Source organism: Halomonas sp. ABH4_019 (assembly GCF_056159885.1).
In genome coordinates this window covers 223,116-238,373 of record NZ_JBSWWC010000004.1, presented here as the reverse complement: position 1 = coordinate 238,373, position 15,258 = coordinate 223,116, and the positions used below count along the sequence as shown (strand labels likewise).

The 15,258-nt window shown below is 66.3% G+C and carries 14 protein-coding genes; 7 read left to right on the top strand and 7 right to left on the bottom strand.

The genetic code is table 11. The features are described from left to right. Positions 1-131: 131 nt before the first annotated feature. From ACXAFN_RS16835 to can, 6 genes are all read right to left on the bottom strand, one after another. Complete coding sequence (locus tag ACXAFN_RS16835; protein ID WP_474990586.1) at positions 132-1,166, bottom strand: ABC transporter ATP-binding protein; 1,035 nt, start codon at positions 1,164-1,166, stop codon at positions 132-134. A gap of 62 nt (positions 1,167-1,228) precedes the next feature. Further along, positions 1,229-2,251, bottom strand: a complete 1,023-nt coding sequence (locus tag ACXAFN_RS16830; protein ID WP_474990584.1) for an ABC transporter ATP-binding protein — start codon at positions 2,249-2,251, stop codon at positions 1,229-1,231. A 5-nt stretch (positions 2,252-2,256) separates the two neighbouring features. After that, entirely contained in the window at positions 2,257-3,213 is a 957-nt protein-coding gene (locus ACXAFN_RS16825) for an ABC transporter permease (RefSeq protein WP_474990582.1), read from the bottom strand. Next, positions 3,210-4,256 carry an ABC transporter permease gene (locus ACXAFN_RS16820; protein ID WP_474990580.1) on the bottom strand — a complete coding sequence of 349 codons (1,047 nt, stop codon included), beginning with the start codon at positions 4,254-4,256 and terminating at the stop codon, positions 3,210-3,212. The genes ACXAFN_RS16825 and ACXAFN_RS16820 overlap by 4 nt, the downstream gene beginning before the upstream one ends. A gap of 101 nt (positions 4,257-4,357) precedes the next feature. Next, a complete protein-coding gene (locus ACXAFN_RS16815) occupies positions 4,358-5,932 on the bottom strand; it encodes an ABC transporter substrate-binding protein (RefSeq protein WP_474990578.1) in 1,575 nt (524 codons plus the stop codon). Between the two features lie 180 nt (positions 5,933-6,112). Next, on the bottom strand, positions 6,113-6,766 hold the full coding sequence (gene can, locus ACXAFN_RS16810; RefSeq protein ID WP_474990576.1) for a carbonate dehydratase: 654 nt from the start codon (positions 6,764-6,766) through the stop codon (positions 6,113-6,115). A gap of 151 nt (positions 6,767-6,917) precedes the next feature. Here can and gorA point away from each other — a divergent pair, with 151 nt between their 5' ends. From gorA to ACXAFN_RS16790, 4 genes are all read left to right on the top strand, one after another. After that, a complete protein-coding gene (gorA, locus tag ACXAFN_RS16805) occupies positions 6,918-8,279 on the top strand; it encodes a glutathione-disulfide reductase (protein WP_474990574.1) in 1,362 nt (453 codons plus the stop codon). Between the two features lie 256 nt (positions 8,280-8,535). Next, complete coding sequence (ectA, locus tag ACXAFN_RS16800; RefSeq protein WP_474990572.1) at positions 8,536-9,114, top strand: diaminobutyrate acetyltransferase; 579 nt, start codon at positions 8,536-8,538, stop codon at positions 9,112-9,114. A gap of 81 nt (positions 9,115-9,195) precedes the next feature. Beyond that, the gene (ectB, locus tag ACXAFN_RS16795; protein ID WP_474990570.1) at positions 9,196-10,461 is read left to right on the top strand and encodes a diaminobutyrate--2-oxoglutarate transaminase; all 1,266 of its coding nucleotides are present in this window, start codon (positions 9,196-9,198) and stop codon (positions 10,459-10,461) included. Between the two features lie 111 nt (positions 10,462-10,572). After that, positions 10,573-10,989, top strand: coding sequence for an ectoine synthase (locus ACXAFN_RS16790; protein WP_474990568.1), 417 nt, complete (start codon positions 10,573-10,575; stop codon positions 10,987-10,989). Between the two features lie 79 nt (positions 10,990-11,068). Here the strand turns inward: ACXAFN_RS16790 and ACXAFN_RS16785 are convergent, their stop codons facing one another. Continuing rightward, a complete protein-coding gene (locus ACXAFN_RS16785) occupies positions 11,069-11,620 on the bottom strand; it encodes a DUF3833 domain-containing protein (protein WP_474990566.1) in 552 nt (183 codons plus the stop codon). Positions 11,621-11,878: 258 nt separating this feature from the next. Between ACXAFN_RS16785 and ACXAFN_RS16780 the strand changes: the two genes are divergently transcribed. Genes ACXAFN_RS16780 through ACXAFN_RS16770 form a run of 3 tightly spaced genes read left to right on the top strand, consistent with a single transcriptional unit; the run spans position 11,879 to position 15,249 of the window. Beyond that, positions 11,879-12,721 (top strand): ATP-dependent zinc protease family protein, encoded by an 843-nt coding sequence (locus ACXAFN_RS16780; RefSeq protein WP_474990564.1) that lies wholly within the window; start codon positions 11,879-11,881, stop codon positions 12,719-12,721. 34 nt (positions 12,722-12,755) lie between these two features. Beyond that, positions 12,756-14,267 (top strand): inactive transglutaminase family protein, encoded by a 1,512-nt coding sequence (locus ACXAFN_RS16775; RefSeq protein WP_474990562.1) that lies wholly within the window; start codon positions 12,756-12,758, stop codon positions 14,265-14,267. Between the two features lie 4 nt (positions 14,268-14,271). After that, positions 14,272-15,249: an alpha-L-glutamate ligase-like protein gene (locus ACXAFN_RS16770; protein WP_474990560.1), complete on the top strand. Its 978-nt coding sequence runs from the start codon at positions 14,272-14,274 to the stop codon at positions 15,247-15,249. Positions 15,250-15,258: the final 9 nt, after the last annotated feature.

Sequence of the window (15,258 nt, the reverse complement as noted above, 5' to 3'; positions counted from 1 at the left end):
CATGGATGTCACGGGCACAAGCCGTCGATGGGGAGCCCTGAATGAAGACGTTGACGGGGACGCCTAGCCAGGGCTCGCGCACGAGCCGCTTTTTAACGCCGTATCGCCAAGCGCAGGCACGTTTCGATACGTCAGATCCGGCCTTCCTGCACGCCGTGACAGGCCACCTGCCCGCCCTCGTCGGTGGCGATCAGCGCCGGCACCTCGTCGCGGCAGCGCGCATTGGCGTGGGGACAGCGGCCATGAAAGACGCAACCCGACGGCAGGCGGACCGGGGTCGGGACCTCGCCCTCCAGGCGGATATGCTGGGGGCGGTCGTCCTCCAGCCGCGGGATCGCCGACATCAGCGCCTGGGTATAGGGGTGGCGAGGCGTGGCGAACAGCGTCGCCGTCGGCGCCACCTCGCAGACCCTGCCCAGGTACATCACCGCCACCCGAGTGCCGAAGTGCTCGACCACCGCCAGGTCGTGGGTGATGAACAGGTAGGTGAGGTTGCGCTGCCGCTGGGCCTCCATCAGCAGGTTGAGCACCTGGGCCTGGATGGACACGTCCAGCGCCGAGATCGGCTCGTCGGCGACGATGAACTCCGGGTCCACCGCCAGGGCGCGGGCGATGGCGATGCGTTGACGCTGGCCACCGGAGAACTCGTGGCCGTAGCGCGCGCCCCAGTCCGGGGCGATGCCCACCGAGGCCATCACCTCGGCGACCTGGTCCTTGACGCGCTGGGGCGACCAGTCCGGATGGTGAAGCCGGATCGGCTCCTCCAGGGTCTGCTGGATGGTCATGCGCGGGTTAAGCGACGCATAGGGATTCTGGAAGATCATCTGCATGCGCCGACGGAAGGGCAGCAACTCCTTGGTGGAGCGGTCGTCGATGCGCTCGCCGTCGTAGTGGATCTCGCCGCGGGTGGGCGAGATCAGGCCCATCACGGTGCGGGCCACCGTGGACTTGCCGCAGCCGGACTCGCCGACCACGCACAGCGCCTCGCCGCGCTGGATGTCGAGATCGACGCCGTTGATGGCGTGCACGTACTCCTGTTCGCGGACCAGCTTGCCGCCCTTGAACTTGAGCTGCTCCAGGAAGTCGCCGGAGAGCGAGAAGCGCTTCTCCAGGCCGCGCATCGACAGCAGCGGGGCGGCCGTCTCCGGCGCCTGGGCTGCATCCATCGAGACGCCAGGCGCGGCGGAGGAGCCCGTGGGTGCGCCAGGGGTGGAAGGAGAGGCGGTGGTCATCGGTCTTGCTCCTCGGCCGGAATGCGTTCGCGTTCGATCATCTCGGCGACCATGTGGCAGGCCGCCTGGCAGTTGCCAGAGGTGACGAAGCCCGGCACCTCGTCGACGCAGGCCTGGCGGCGTGAGCCGTCGCGCCGGGTCACGAAGCCGCAGCGCGGATGGAAGGCGCAGCCGCTCGGCAGGCGGGAGAGCGACGGCATGCTGCCCGGGATCTGGTTGAGGCGCTCGCCGGGGGTGGCCATCTGGGGCAGGGCATTGATCAGCCCCTGGGTATAGGGATGCTGGGGATCGTTGATGATCTCCCGGGTCGGCCCCTGCTCGATGACCCTGCCGGCGTACATCACCAACATGCGCTGGGTGACCTGGCTGACCACGCCCAGGTCGTGGGTGATCAGCACCAGGCCGACGTTGTGCTCCTCGCACAGCTCCAGCAACAGCGCCATGATCTCGGCCTGGATGGTCACGTCGAGCGCGGTGGTCGGCTCGTCGGCGATGATGATGTCGGGGTCGAGCAGCAGAGCGATGGCGATGATCACCCGCTGTCGCATGCCGCCGGACAGCTCGTGGGGGTACTGGTCGAGGCGCGCCTCGGGCGAGGGAATCTGCACCTGCTGGAGCTTGCGCAGCGAGATCGCCCGGGCGTCCTTGGTCGAGATCCGCCGGTGGGCCTTGAGGCATTCCACCATCTGCTCGCCGATGGTCAGCACCGGATTGAGCGTCATCATCGGATCCTGGAAGATCATCGAGATGCGATGCCCGCGGATGCGGCGCAGGGCCCGGTCGGACAGCCCGATCAGCTCCTGGCCGTCGAAGCGGATGCTGCCCCCGGCGATGTAGCCGGGCTTGGCGATCAGGTTGAGCAGGGTGAAGGCGGCCACCGACTTGCCGGCGCCGGACTCGCCGACGATGCCGAGGCGCTCGCCCCGATCCAGGCTGAAACAGACGTCGCGCAGCGCCTTGACGTCGCCGCCGCGCAGGGCGAAGCGCACGTCGAGATGGTTGACTTCGAGAAGTGACATGAGAATCAGCCCTTGTAGAGACGGGGGTTGAGCACGTCGCGCAGCCAGTCGCCGAGCAGGTTGATCACCAGCACCAGGACCACCAGTACCAGGCCCGGGATCAGGGTGATCCACCAGGAGCCGGACTGGATGTAATCGAAGCCGGACTTGATCAGCGAGCCCAGCGAGGGTTGCGTTTCGGGCATCCCCAGGCCGAGGAACGACAGCGCCGCCTCGGAGATGATGGCGTTGGCCACCTGCACGGTGGAGATCACGAAGATCGGCGACAGGGTATTGGGCAGGATGTGGCGAAACATGATGCGCCGGCTGCGCAGCCCCATCACCCGGGCCGCGTCGACGTATTCCTTGCCCTTCTCGGCGAGCACCGAGGCGCGCACCGTGCGCGCATACTGGGGCCACTCCGCCAGGCCGATGATCAGCACCAGCAGCGGCACCGCATAGGCGCTGAAGGTGGCGCCGCCGAAGATCGCCTTGAACAGCGCCCCGACCACGATCGCCACCATCAGGGTGGAGAACGACAGCTGGATGTCGGCCAATCGCATCAAAAAGGCGTCGACGCGACCGCCCAGGTAGCCGGCCAGCAGGCCGAAGCAGACCCCGAGGGTGGCCTGCATCGCCACCGCGCCGAAGCCGATGATCAGCGAGACCCGCAGGCCGTAGAGGATGGTCGACAGCAGGTCGCGGCCCTGGGCGTCGGTGCCCATGACGTAGGCCGGGTCGCTGCCGTCGACCCAGAAGGGCGGCAGCTCCGAGGCCAGGATATCGATCTGCGCCAGGTCGTAGGGGTTCATCGGCGCCAGCCAGGGGGCCAGGGCGGCGCAGGCGACCATGACGATGAACACCGCCAGGCTGACCTGGGCGATCAGGTCGCGCTTGAAGCTGTAGAGCAAGTAGGAGTCGCGAAAGCGCTCCCAGCGGCTCGCCGTGGCGGAGCTCGCGACGGAGGAGGTATCGGTGGTCATGCGGGCTTTCCTGTCAGCTTGACGGTGGGGTTGACCAGGCCGTAGATCAGGTCGACCAGGGTGTTGGTGATCACGAAGATCAGCCCCACGATCATCAGATAGGTGACGATCAGCGGAATGTCGGAGCGTTCGATGGCGTCGAGGAACATCAGGCCCATGCCGGGCCACTGGAACACCGTCTCGGTGAGGATGGTGTAGGCCACCAGGGTGCCGATTTGCACCCCGCCGACGGTGATCACCGGCAGCATGGTGTTCTTCAGCGCGTGCAGGAAGTAGATGCGACGCAGCGAGATGCCCTTGGCGCGGGCGAACTTGACGTACTCGGACTGCAGCACCTCGAGCATCTCGGCGCGGATCAGGCGAATGAACAGCGGCAGCATGATCGAGGCCAGCGAGATCGCCGGCAGCACCAGGTAGGTCAGTCCCTCCAGCGAGGCGAAGTTGGTCTCCCAGGTGCCAAACACCGGCACCGGGTTGCCGCGGCCGTACGCCGGCATGCCGCCCTCGGTGCTGATGAGATCATTGAGCCAGGCGCCCCAGCCGGTATCGGCGGGGAAGGGCGACCATGACACCCCGATGGCGAACAGCTGGATCAGCACGATGGCGGTGAGGAACACCGGAATCGAGATGCCGATGATCGACACCCCCATGAAGAACCGCGACAGCCAGGCCCGCGGCTTGATGGCGCTGTAGACCCCGATGGGGATCGACAGGGCGATGATCAGGAAGGTGGACGCGGCCACCAGCTCCAGGGTCGCCGGCAGGTGGCGCAGGATCACGTCGGTGGTCGGCTCGTTGAAGACGTAGGAATAGCCGAAGTCGAACTGCACCGCATTGGCGGCGAAGCGCAGGTACTGCACCGCGAAGGGGTCGTTGAGACCGAGCTCCTCGCGCAGGGCGGCGCGCTCGCTCTCCGGCACCGACTGGCCGACCATCTGCTGGATGGGGTCGCCCAGGTTGTCCTGGATGGCGAAGGCGATCACGCTGATGACGAACATCACCAGCAGCGCATGGAAGAGGCGCTTGATCAGAAAGGCGATCATGAGTGGCGTCCCGTAGCTAATACGGGGTGGCACGCTCGTCCCGAGCGCGCCACCGGGTCAGGATGGGGAAAGGCCTCGCCGGCGCACCGGCGAGGTGTCGGTCACTCTTCCTCGATGACCAGGTCCCCGAGGTAGGGGAAGTTCATCACGTTGAGGACCGGTTCGATGTCGACGTTGGCGGCGGACGCCCAGGCCAGGTCCTGCCAGTGCAGCGGAACGAAGGCGGCCTCGTCGTAGAGGGTCTGCTCGACCTGCTGGAGCATCTCGGCGCGGGCCTCGCGGTCGACCTCCAGGTTGGCCTCGGCCACCAGGGCGTCGAGCTCGGGGTTGCAGTAGTTGCCGGCGTTGTACTGGCCGGCCCCGGTGTCGGCGTCCGGGCAGGCGGTGAGGTACTCGTGGAAGTTGGCCGAGTCCTCGGTGTCGGCGTGCCAGCCGATCATCATCATGTCGGCGACGCGATCGTCGTATTCGCCCCAGTACTGGGCCTTGGGCAGGGTCTTGAGGTCCACGGTGACATTGATGCGCGCCAGCATGGCGGCCACCGCCTGGGCGATCTTGGCGTCGTTCACGTAGCGGTTGTTGGGCGCCATCATGGTGATCTCGAAGCCGTCCTCAAAGCCGGCCTCGGCCATCAACTCCTTGGCGCGTTCGATGTCGTAACGTGGCTCGAGGCTATCCACGTGGCCCGCATAGCCCTCCGGCGACATCTGGGCGGCCGGAGTGGCGAAGCCCTTCATCAACCGGTCGGCGATGCCTTCCTGATTGATGGCGTAGGCGAAGGCCTGGCGGACCCGCGGATCCTGGAAGGCCTCGACGCGCTCCTGGTTCATGTGGAAGAGGATGATCCGGGTACCGGACATGGTGACCAGCTGGGTGTCGTCGTCGTTGCGAATGCGTTCCAGGTCGTTGGGCGGCACCGGGGCGATGAAGTCGACGTCGCCGGAGAGCAGCGCCGCCACGCGGGTGGCGTTCTCGCTGATCGGGGTCATGACGATCTCGTCGACGTTACCCGGGGAGTCCTCGTCCCAGTAGGCATCGTTGCGCTCGAAGGCGATTCGCACGCCCTGCTGGCGTTCGGTGACCTCATAGGGGCCGGTACCGGACAGGTGACGCGAAGCGTAGGAGTTGCCGTTCTTGACGATCTCGTCCTTGGGATCGCCGTCGGCGTCCTCACCGCTGTAGAACTGGCTGTCCATGGGGAAGACATAGGTGGCCAGGTTGAGCAGCAGCGGGTAGGGCTTCTTGGTGGTGATCTCCACGGTATGCTCGTCGACCGCGGTGACCGAGGCGATGGGCTCGAAGATCGCCTTGAAGTCCGGGCTGCGCTTGAGTCGCTCCACGGTCCACACCACGTCCTCGGCGGTGAAAGCATTGCCGCTGTGGAATTCGACGCCTTCGCGCAGGGTCATGCGCATGGTGGTGTCGTCGACCTGTTCCCAGTCGGTGGCCAGGCGCGGCTCGAACTCGAGGTCCCGGGTCCAGCGCACCAGCGGGTCGAAGGTCATGTGGGAAAGCTGCAGGATGCCGCCGGAGAGCTGCTCGTGGATATCGAGCGACACCGGGTCGGCGTCGTAGGCCATGCGCAGGGAGGTCTCGGCCTGGGCCGCCGGGACGAAGGCAGCCGCGGTCATGGCGGCGCCGACGGCGCTGGCCAGTAGGGTCTTCTTGATTGTCATGTGTCGTTCCATGCCGGATGGATTGTTATGTGTTTCGCCTCACGGTAGGCGAACGACCGTTTGTTCCGGTCCGACCCTCAACATAGAGAGTTCCACGGCAGGAAGACAATCGAAAAAATGACAGGCCTCATGCACCCGGCGAATGAGAAGGCGGCTCGCACTCGCCGGGCGGTGGAGCAATCAGTCCTCTTGCGGCACGTTCAGCCGGTCGATGCGGTACAGGGTCGCGACCTGGTCGAGGCCGTAGACGCTGCACTCGAGGTCGTTGACCCGGCCGTCGCTCAGGCCGTAGACCCAACCGTGCACCGCCAGCTCCTGGCCGCGCTGCCAGGCGCGCTGGATGATCTTGGTGCGGCACAGGTTGTTGACCTGGGCCTGGACGTTGAGTTCGCACATGCGATCGACCTGCTCGTCCAGGGGCAGGTGCTCGAGGGCCGGGCGATGATGGCTGTAGAGCTCGCGGACCGAGTGCAGCCAGTAGTCGACGATGCCGCATTCGCCGCCGGTGACCGCGGCCTTCACGCCACCGCAGCCATAGTGGCCGACGATCATGATGTGCTTGACCTTGAGCACGTCCACGGCGAACTGCACCACCGACAGGGCATTCATGTCGTTGTGGTGGAGCAGGTTGGCCACGTTGCGGTGCACGAAGACCTCGCCGGGGGGGAGGTCGATGATCTGGTTGGCCGGCACCCGGGAGTCGGAGCAGCCGATCCACAGGTAATCGGGATTCTGCTGCTCGGACAGGCGGGCGAAGAAGTCGGGATCCTGGCGACGGACGTTCTCGGCCCAGTCGCGGTTGCGTTCGAGGAGTCGCTGCATTTCGGTGTTCATGGGGGGGAGTCTCTTATGATCAGGCCGTATGACAGCGAGTATTTTTTATTACCCGCATAGCCATGGTCAATGGGCCGGGCCTCCCGGGGGGCCACGGCGACTGGTATGATCCATCGCAAATTCATGACGATCCGACCATCAGGAGATCACTGTGTCCGAGTTCGACTACGACCTCTTCGTCATCGGCGCGGGCTCCGGCGGCGTGCGCGCCGCGCGGACCGCCGCGGCCACCGGGGCGCGTGTCGCCGTGGCCGAGGACCGCTATCTGGGCGGGACCTGCGTCAACGTCGGCTGCGTGCCCAAGAAGCTGTACTCCTACGCCGCCCACTTCCATGACAGCTTCGAGGACGCCGGCGGCTTCGGCTGGAGCCTCTCCGAGGCGCCGGCCTTCGACTGGGCGACCCTGCGCGACAACAAGATCGGCGAGATCAAGCGCCTGAACGGCATCTACGGCCGGCTGCTGGACAACGCCGGGGTGCGCCTGATCAACGGCCGCGCCAAGGTGCTCGACGCCCATCACGTCAGCGTCGCCGGCGAGACCGTCAGCGCCGAGAAGATCCTGGTCGCCGTGGGCGGCTGGCCCTGGGTGCCGGACTTCCCGGGCAAGGAACTGACGCTGGACTCCAACCGGGTGTTCGATCTCGACCACTTCCCCGAGCGTTTCCTGGTGCTCGGCGGCGGCTATATCGCCGTGGAGTTCGCCAGCATCTTCAACGGCCTGGGCAGCGACACCCACCTGATCTATCGCGGCGACCTGTTCCTGCGCGGCTTCGACCATGAGGTTCGCGAGTTCACCCGCGACGAGATGACCAAGAAGGGCGTCAACCTGCATTTCGGCACCAACATCGAGGCCATCGAGCAGGTCGAGGGCGGTCTCAAGGTCACCCTGACCAGCGGCGAGAGCCTCGAGGTCGACGCCGTGCTGGCCGCCACCGGCCGCCGACCGCACCTGGAGGGCCTGGGGCTAGACCAATTCGACATCGCCACCCATGACGACGGCACGCTGTCGGTCAACGAGCGCTTCGAGACCTCGGTGCCCTCGATCCTGGCGCTGGGCGACGTGACCGGCGGCCCGGAACTCACCCCGGTGGCGCTGGAGGAGGCCATGAAACTGGTCGAGCACCACTTCGGCGAGACCACCCCAGAGCCGCTGGACTACGAGCGCATCGCCACCGCGGTGTTCTGCCACCCCAACATCGGCACCGTGGGCCTCTCCGAGGAGGCCGCTCGCGAGCGCTTCGAGGCCATTCGCGTCTACAGCGCCGACTTCCGGCCCATGAAGCACACCCTGTCCGGCAGCGAGGAACGCTGCCTGATGAAGCTAATCGTCGACGACGAGAGCGACGTGGTGGTGGGCGCTCATATGGTCGGCGAGGAGGCCGGCGAGGTCATTCAGGGCATCGCCATCGCCGTGCGCGCCGGGCTGACCAAGGCCCAGTTCGACCAGACGGTGGGCATCCACCCCACCGGCGCCGAGGAATTCGTGACCATGCGCACGCCGACCCGGCGCTGAGGCGACGACGACATCGCGTCGTCACATTTTCGCCACATGAGCGGGCCACCCTGAACGGGGTGGCCCGCTTGCGTTGGGGGCCCAGGAGGGCACCGACGGCCGAGCCGACTATGCTGATAAAACCGCGTCGTATCGGCGCCGCCGGCTATACTATAATTTCGTATTATGGTTTTCAGGCAGCTGGATAATCTGCTTTTTGAAAAGCCGCTAAGCGGCTGTTATGATGCCTTCCAAATTCGCTACAGCGAACACGACAATGAACGCAACCACAGAGCCCTTCATTCCCTCCGCCGACCTCGCTCGACCCAGTGTGGCCGATGCCGTGGTCGGCCATCAGGCCACCCCGCTGTTCATCCGCAAGCCCAATCCCGACGACGGCTGGGGCATCTACGAACTGGTCAAGTCCTGCCCCCCGCTGGACGTCAACTCCGCCTATGCCTACCTGCTGCTGGCGACCCAGTTCCGGGACAGCTGCGCCGTGGCCACCAACGAGGAGGGCGAGATCGTCGGTTTCGTCTCCGGCTACGTGAAGAGCAATGCCCCCGATACCTATTTCCTGTGGCAGGTCGCCGTGGGCGAGAAGGCCCGGGGCACCGGCCTGGCCCGACGCCTGGTCGAGGCCGTGATGACGCGCGCCGAGCTCGCCGAGGTGCACCACCTCGAGACCACCATCACCCCCGACAACCAGGCCTCCTGGGGGCTGTTCCGCCGGCTCGCCGACCGCTGGCAGGCGCCGCTGAACAGCCGCGAGTACTTCTCCACCGACCAGCTCGGCGGCGAGCACGATCCCGAGAACCTCGTGCGCATCGGCCCGTTCCAGACCGCCGACATCTGAACCCATCCAGAATACGCCGCCGGCACCCCACGGGCCGGCGCCGTCTCCCTACGCTACCGCTTCATCCGACAGGAGGTCGCAATGCAGACCCAGACCCTCGAACGCATGGAATCCGACGTCCGGACCTATTCCCGCTCCTTTCCGGTCGTCTTTACCAAGGCACAGAATGCCCGCCTGACCGACGAGAACGGTCGTGAGTACATCGACTTCCTGGCCGGCGCCGGCACCCTGAACTATGGCCACAACAACCCGCACATGAAGCAGGCGCTGGTCGATTATCTGGCCGACGACGGCATCGTCCATGGCCTGGACTTCTGGACCGCCGCCAAGCGCGACTATCTGGAGACCCTGGAAGAGGTGATCTTCAAGCCGCGCGGCCTGGACTACAAGGTTCACTTTCCGGGGCCGACCGGCACCAACGCCGTCGAGGCGGCCATCCGCCTGGCCCGCGTGGCCAAGGGTCGCCACAACATCGTCAGCTTCACCAACGGCTTCCACGGCGTGACCATGGGGGCGCTGGCCACCACCGGCAACCGCAAGTTCCGCGAGGCCACCGGTGGCGTGCCGACCCAAGGGGCCGCCTTCATGCCGTTCGACGGCTACCTGGGTGAGGCCACCGATACCCTGGACTACTTCGAGAAGCTGCTCGGCGACAAGTCCGGCGGCCTGGACGTGCCCGCCGCGGTGATCGTCGAGACGGTGCAGGGGGAGGGCGGCATCAACGTCGCCGGCCTCGAATGGCTCAAGCGCCTGGAGGGCATCTGCCGCGCGAACGACATCCTGCTGATCGTCGACGACATCCAGGCCGGCTGCGGCCGCACCGGCAAGTTCTTCAGCTTCGAGCACGCCGGCGTGGTGCCCGACATCGTCACCAACTCCAAGTCCCTTTCCGGCTTCGGCCTGCCGTTCGCGCACGTGCTGATGCGCCCGGAACTGGACAAGTGGAAGCCGGGGCAATACAACGGGACCTTCCGCGGCTTCAACCTGGCCTTCGCCACCGCCGCCGCCGCGCTGCGCAAGTACTGGAGCGACGACACCTTCGAGCGTGACGTGCAGCGCAAGGCGCGTATCGTGGAGGAGCGGTTCCAGAAGATCGCCGCCTGGCTCGGCGAAGAGAAGGGCATCGCTGCCTCCGAGCGCGGCCGCGGGCTGATGCGCGGCATCGACGTGGGCAGCGGCGACATCGCCGACAAGATCACCGCCCAGGCCTTCGAGAACGGCCTGATCATCGAGACCAGCGGTCAGGACGGCGAAGTGGTCAAGTGCCTGTGCCCGCTGACCATTCCCGACGAGGACCTGGTCGAGGGCCTGGACATTCTCGAGGCCAGCGCCAAGCAGGCCCTGTAAACCGGGCCCGCCGTATCGGACCGCAGGAGCCGCTTCGTGGGCCGCCTGCGGTCATCATGCCGACCGGCCCCGGGCCGGCGGCCCTCCAACAGTCAGCACACGGAGAGCGCCATGATCGTTCGCAATCTCGAGGAAGCACGCCAGACAGACCGCCTGGTCAAGGCCGAAAACGGCAACTGGGACAGCACCCGCCTGTCGCTCGCCGAGGATGGCGGCAAGTGCTCCTTCCACATTACCCGGATCTTCGAGGGCACCGAGACTCATATCCACTACAAGCACCACTTCGAGGCGGTGTACTGCATCGAGGGGGAAGGTGAGGTCGAGACCCTGGCCGACGGCAAGATCTGGCCGATCAAGCCGGGCGACATCTACATCCTCGACCAGCATGACGAGCACCTGCTGCGGGCGAGCAAGACCATGCATCTGGCCTGCGTGTTCACCCCGGGCCTGACCGGCAAGGAAGTGCACCGCGCCGACGGCTCCTACGCGCCCGCCGACGAGGAAGCCGACGACAGCAAGCCGCTGTAAGACGCTGCGTTCGACGCGACACGGCCCCGGCAGCTCCCCGAGAGCGGCCGGGGCCGTGTCGTTGCGGCCTCGCGTCGCCTCATCGAGACGCTGGCCGACCGTCGTCCTCGAACACCAGGGTGACCTCGGCCAGGGTCAGGCCGAACTTGCGCATGGCCGTACGATTGATCAGCTTTCCATCGGGCTGCAGGTACATCCAGTCGTCCATACTGAAGGTCATGTCGCGACCGTCGACGGTCACCTCGAGCGGGTAGCGCATGTGGAAGACATGCCCGACCTGACGCGCCATGACCACGCCCTCGACGTCGCTCGCGCGGCCTTGCCAGCGGCCGTCGCCTTGCCGCGCGAAGGTCCAGACGCGGCGATCGGTCTCGCCGTCGGCATAGCGGAAGCGCTCGTCCAGGGTCAGGGTGTCGCCGTCGACGCGTCCCTCGATGTCGACGGTGAAACGGCGCTGCACTTCGCCGCTGTAGTCCTGGACCATGCCCCAGGCCTTCGTCCGGCCCTCGAAGTATTCGGCGATATCGAGGCGAGGCGTGGTGCCGGCGTAGCGCTCGATATCGACGCCGGCACAGCCGGCGACCAGCAGCAGGGCAAGCATCCAGGCGGCGAGGCGGATTTTTCTATACATCAATAAAAACCCTGTATATGGCATGTAGAGAAATCATAGGGTAGATTGCCTGGCGCCGCGACTCGCCTTCTCTGCGCCAAGAGTTCGCGTAATATATATTATGTTAAATATGAATCATGAAGAAGTCGTGCAAGCCCCGCGCCGTCAGTCACCAGGCCCGCCCCGACATGGACAGCTCGCCCCCCGCTCCTTATCATCATCGCGGCAATCCGCATCGCCTTCGCCTTTCCACCCGCCAGAGCCAAGGATGTCCTCGACATGCCGATTCGCCCCTCGCTGATTTTGCCCCTCGCCGTTCTGCTGTCGCTCGGAGGGTGTGGCCTGGTGCCTCCGCACCGCGAGGCACCGCCCGAACCGCTGACGCCCCAGGCCTTCGAGTCGCGCATCGATCGGCTGGAGACTCAGCTCGAGGCACGCTGCGACCTGCGGGATCTCGCCATGGCGCAGCACCGCGAGGAACGCCTCGGCCTGCGTGCGGATGTCCGCGAGGTCGGTTACCTGCTGCGCGAAGTGCGCCGCGATCTCGCCGGCCAGCGCGATGAGCCGCCGCAAGCTCCCCAGGCGCGAGACTGTCCGGCGGCGGAAGAACGCCTGGACAACAAGACCCTGGTGGGTCGCACCGAATGGGTCGACCTGCCCGAGGTCGGCAGCTACCTGGAGGCGCGCATCGATTCCGGTGCCGACACGTCCTCGCTTTCGGCCCGGGAGATCACCGCCTTCGAACGCGATGGCGAGGACTGGGTGCGGTTCAAGTTGAGCCTCAACGAAGCCGACGCGGTGGTCGAGGCGGTGCGTGACGACTGGATCGAGGCCCCGGTGGAACGCCGGATCAAGGTCACCCGTGGCGGCAGCGAGGTGTCGCGCCCGGTGATCCGGCTGCTGATGACGCTCGGGCCGCTGCGCGAGAGCGTGGAATTCACCCTCGACGATCGCCCCCGACTGGACAAGCCCATCCTGCTCGGGCGCCGCTTCCTGATGGATATCGCCATCATCGACGTGGCCCGCCAGCACCTCTACGACCGTCCCGAGTATCCCCCTGCGTCGGCAGCGGAAGCCGATGCCACCGCTCCCGAGACACAAGACGACGCGACGGCACCCTGAGTGGTGAGTCTGCCCCGCGTCCAAGGAAGCCGACATGTCCCGACTGCCCTTCTATCTTATCGTCGCCCTGCTGCTGGTCGCCGGCATCGCCATGAGCGTGCATCGCCACGTTCAGTTCGAGGTGCCCTGGACCCCGGGCGAACAGCGCCAGGTCTGGGAAATCGAGGCCCAGGTCAACTTTCGCGCCGACGGCGGCCCCGCCAAGGTCGAGATGGCCCTGCCTTCCACCCAGCGCGGCTTCCGAGTGCTCACCGAGCATACCGCCTCGCCGGGCTACGGACTGAACTACCTGGAAGAGAATGGCGCGCGGCGCGCGCTGTGGTCGGTGCGTGACGCCCAGGGCACCCAACAGCTGTATTACAGTGCCCAGATTCTGGTGGCGCCCCAGGCGCGTGCCGCCGCGGTGCCGCCGCCGACACCCGAGGCCAACGTGGTCTGGGAGCCGCCCTATGACACCGCGGCCCAGGAGGTCATCGACCGCGCCTGGTCACACAGCGCCGACCCCTTCACCTTCGCCCACCAGTTGATCCACAACTTCAGCGACGAGCGTCAGGGCGAGAACGCCCGGCTGCTGCTGACCCAGTTCGATCGCGTGCCGCTGCTGCTGCGACTGTTCGACCAGGCACAAGTGCCAGCCCGGGAGGTCAGCGGCCTGCTGCTCGAGAACGGCCGCCGCCGCCAGACCCTGAACTCCTGGATACAGGTCTACGACGGCGACGACAGCGCGCTGTTCGACCCGGCCACCGGCGATCAGGGCCGCCCGGACAACCTGCTGCTGTGGGAGAATGCCGGCCGCTCGGTACTCGAGGTCCAGGGGGGCAGCAACTCACGGGTCGACTTCTCGATGATCTCGCGCAACCAGCCTGCCGCCGCCGCGGTGCGCAGCCAACTGGCCGAGGACGCCGGCACCCTGCTCAACTTCTCCATCCACAGCCTGCCGCTCGAGGAGCAGGCGCTGTTCCAGACCATCCTGCTGCTGCCGATCGGGGCCCTGGTAGTGGTGCTGCTGCGGGTGCTGATCGGCATCAAGACCTCCGGCACCTTCATGCCGGTGCTGATCGCCCTGGCCTTCATCCAGACCACCCTGCTCACCGGCCTGATCGGTTTCCTGCTGGTGGTCGCCGTGGGACTGGTGATCCGCAACTACCTGTCCTATCTGAACCTGTTACTAGTGGCCAGGGTCACGGCGGTGATCATCACGGTGATCGCCATCATCTCGCTGTTCTCGGTGCTGTCGTTCCGGTTCGGGCTCAATGCCGGGCTGCAGATCACCTTCTTCCCGATGATCATCCTGTCGTGGACGATCGAGCGCATGTCGATCCTCTGGGAGGAGGAAGGCCCCAAGGAGGTGCTCATCCAGGGTGGCGGCAGCCTGCTCACCGCGGTGCTAGCCTACCTGGCCATGAACAATCCCTGGATCCGCCACCTCACCTTCAACTTCCTCGGCATCCAGCTGATCCTGATGGCGCTGATCCTGATGCTCGGCAACTACACCGGCTATCGACTGCTCGAACTGCGCCGCTTCAAGCCGGTCACGGAGGACTGACGCTATGTGGACCTCCCCGGGACGATTGCGCGCCAAGGGCATCATCGGCATGAACCGGCGCAACATCCGCTACATCGGTCGCTACAACGACCGCCGGCTGTATCCGCTGGTCGACGACAAGCTCAAGACCAAGCTGCTGGCCCAGCAGCACGCCATCACCACGCCGGCGCTGATCGGCACCGTGACCACCCAGTTCGGCGTCAAGCGCATCCACGAGATGCTCGCCGCCCACGACGGTTTCGTGATCAAGCCGGCCAAGGGCAGCGGCGGCAAGGGCATCCTGGTCATCGAACGCCGCGACGGTGCGCACTTCGTCAAGCCCAGCGGCGCCCACCTCAGCCTCGAGGACGTCGAGCGCCATGTCTCGAACATCCTGTCCGGGCTCTATTCGCTGGGCGGCTCGCCGGACGTGGCGCTGATCGAGGCGCTGATCGACTTCGACGAGACCTTCGCCGAATACAGCTACGAAGGCGTCCCCGACATCCGGGTCATCGTCTTCAAGGGCTATCCGGTGATGGCCATGATGCGCCTGTCGACCGCCGCCTCCGACGGCAAGGCCAATCTCCACCAGGGCGCCGTGGGCGTGGGCATCGACATCGCCAGCGGCACGGCGATCCGTGGCGTGCAGTTCGACCGCGCCCGCCACGACCATCCGGATACCGGCCACGAGCTGGCGAGCCTCAGCATCCCCGGCTGGGAGACGCTGCTGCGGCTGGCGTCCAGCTGCTACGAGATGACGGCGCTCGGGTATCTCGGCACCGATATGGTGCTCGATCGCCAGCACGGGCCCATGCTGCTGGAACTCAACGCCCGGCCCGGGCTGGCCATCCAGATGGCCAACGGCGAGGGGCTGCGCCCGCGGCTCGACCTCATCGAACGCCAGCCGGACGGCGTCGCCCCCGACGAGCGCGTGGCCTTCGCCCAGCACCACTTCGCGCGCCGCAGCGAGCTCGAGGCCGTGGCCATGGCGGCTCAGGCCTGAGCTCGCCGC

Excerpts from the sequence above, each read along its gene's own strand:
- ACXAFN_RS16835 (WP_474990586.1), bottom strand. The coding sequence starts at position 1,166 with ATGGATGCAGCCCAGGCGCCGGAGACGGCCGCCCCGCTGCTGTCGATG.
- ACXAFN_RS16830 (WP_474990584.1), bottom strand. The coding sequence starts at position 2,251 with ATGTCACTTCTCGAAGTCAACCATCTCGACGTGCGCTTCGCCCTGCGC.
- ACXAFN_RS16825 (WP_474990582.1), bottom strand. The coding sequence starts at position 3,213 with ATGACCACCGATACCTCCTCCGTCGCGAGCTCCGCCACGGCGAGCCGC.
- ACXAFN_RS16820 (WP_474990580.1), bottom strand. The coding sequence starts at position 4,256 with ATGATCGCCTTTCTGATCAAGCGCCTCTTCCATGCGCTGCTGGTGATG.
- ACXAFN_RS16815 (WP_474990578.1), bottom strand. The coding sequence starts at position 5,932 with ATGACAATCAAGAAGACCCTACTGGCCAGCGCCGTCGGCGCCGCCATG.
- can (WP_474990576.1), bottom strand. The coding sequence starts at position 6,766 with ATGAACACCGAAATGCAGCGACTCCTCGAACGCAACCGCGACTGGGCC.
- ectA (WP_474990572.1), top strand. The coding sequence starts at position 8,536 with ATGAACGCAACCACAGAGCCCTTCATTCCCTCCGCCGACCTCGCTCGA.
- ectB (WP_474990570.1), top strand. The coding sequence starts at position 9,196 with ATGCAGACCCAGACCCTCGAACGCATGGAATCCGACGTCCGGACCTAT.
- ACXAFN_RS16790 (WP_474990568.1), top strand. The coding sequence starts at position 10,573 with ATGATCGTTCGCAATCTCGAGGAAGCACGCCAGACAGACCGCCTGGTC.
- ACXAFN_RS16785 (WP_474990566.1), bottom strand. The coding sequence starts at position 11,620 with ATGTATAGAAAAATCCGCCTCGCCGCCTGGATGCTTGCCCTGCTGCTG.
- ACXAFN_RS16780 (WP_474990564.1), top strand. The coding sequence starts at position 11,879 with ATGCCGATTCGCCCCTCGCTGATTTTGCCCCTCGCCGTTCTGCTGTCG.
- ACXAFN_RS16775 (WP_474990562.1), top strand. The coding sequence starts at position 12,756 with ATGTCCCGACTGCCCTTCTATCTTATCGTCGCCCTGCTGCTGGTCGCC.
- ACXAFN_RS16770 (WP_474990560.1), top strand. The coding sequence starts at position 14,272 with ATGTGGACCTCCCCGGGACGATTGCGCGCCAAGGGCATCATCGGCATG.